This is a genomic window from Xenorhabdus budapestensis (assembly GCF_002632465.1).
Classification (GTDB): domain Bacteria; phylum Pseudomonadota; class Gammaproteobacteria; order Enterobacterales; family Enterobacteriaceae; genus Xenorhabdus; species Xenorhabdus budapestensis.
The window spans coordinates 1-1,096 of the sequence record NZ_NIBS01000091.1 but is presented as its reverse complement, the minus strand read 5'-3'; the positions used below and the strand labels follow the sequence as shown (position 1 = coordinate 1,096).

Genomic DNA, 1,096 nt, shown 5'->3' with positions numbered 1-1,096 from the left:
ATTAGAGCGGTCACCGCCTAAGAACGCCAGTACGACATCGGTGTCGGCAGGTAACCCGGATGAAAAACCAAACTCGGCGATCCGGTGCGTGTTGTCCCGAACTTCCATCGCGGTTTGATACTGTACTTGCTGGATAACCCCTTTATCATTACAGGTAGTTACCCTGCCTAAACCGAGCATCATCATTGCGCGGCGATTTAAATTTCTAATGGCTTCCATCATGTGAATAACCTCCGTCACGCAATTCCATGATTGCATCGTAAAATTCATACGGTTGTACGGCAAACGCTGCCGGCGGCATCAGGGTCAGTTCTGCCCGTGTGCCGTCATCTTTATTACGAACATAAGACACTTCAGATAACAGCCATTGTTCGGATTCCAGCCCGAATGCCGGTAAATGGATCGGGATCAGGGTATTGGGCGTCCACAGTGTCCCGCTGACATCCCGCCAGCTATCAACCAAGACTTTGAGTACTTTAGAGCGGCCATAACGTCGGTTCATTTCCCAGTTAATCGCGTCTTGCTGTTTTTTCCAGGTATGCAAAGTACTTTCGATAATAGTGACGTAATTGCGGTAGCGCATCTTTTCCGCTTCCGGATCTTTGGCTGTCGCAATCGTCACCACGTCATAACCTTTTCCTGCCGACAGTTCACTTAACCCGCTGACATTCATCGACAGGCCGATGTACTCTGAGAACCGCTCATTCATGGCGGACTGGTAATCTGCCTGCTCAATGTTTTTCCCCTGCGCCACACCACTGGCAGCCACTTTGTCACTGACACGGGTCAGAAATAAATTACCGTCTGGTGTGTCGTAATACAGCAGGGCAGACCAGCGAGTAATGCGATCAATGATTTCCTGTGAAGACTCCCCCCAGTTCAGGGTGAATTGCGGTACGGCTTTCATCTCAGTCACATCCGATTTCACTTCAATGCCGTACCATTGCGCCAGTTTTTGAGCAATTTGTAATGCCGTCGCCGAGGTAATCACGTTGTTCGGCCATTTTGCCGAACAATCAACCAAATCCTGACATTTACCGCGTCCGGTCACCCGTATCTGGTGAGTGCTTTTGTTAATGGACGAATTCCAGATATC

2 protein-coding genes are annotated in these 1,096 nt (G+C 49.5%); both read right to left on the bottom strand.

The genetic code is table 11. The features are described from left to right. Nucleotides 1-222, bottom strand: a 222-nt coding sequence (locus Xbud_RS18980; RefSeq protein ID WP_211283557.1) for a phage baseplate assembly protein domain-containing protein, incomplete at its 3' end; no start/stop codon positions are given. Then, nucleotides 206-1,096 (bottom strand): phage baseplate assembly protein (locus Xbud_RS20015; protein ID WP_099137527.1); only part of this gene is annotated, 891 nt, incomplete at its 5' end. The genes Xbud_RS18980 and Xbud_RS20015, both read right to left, overlap by 17 nt.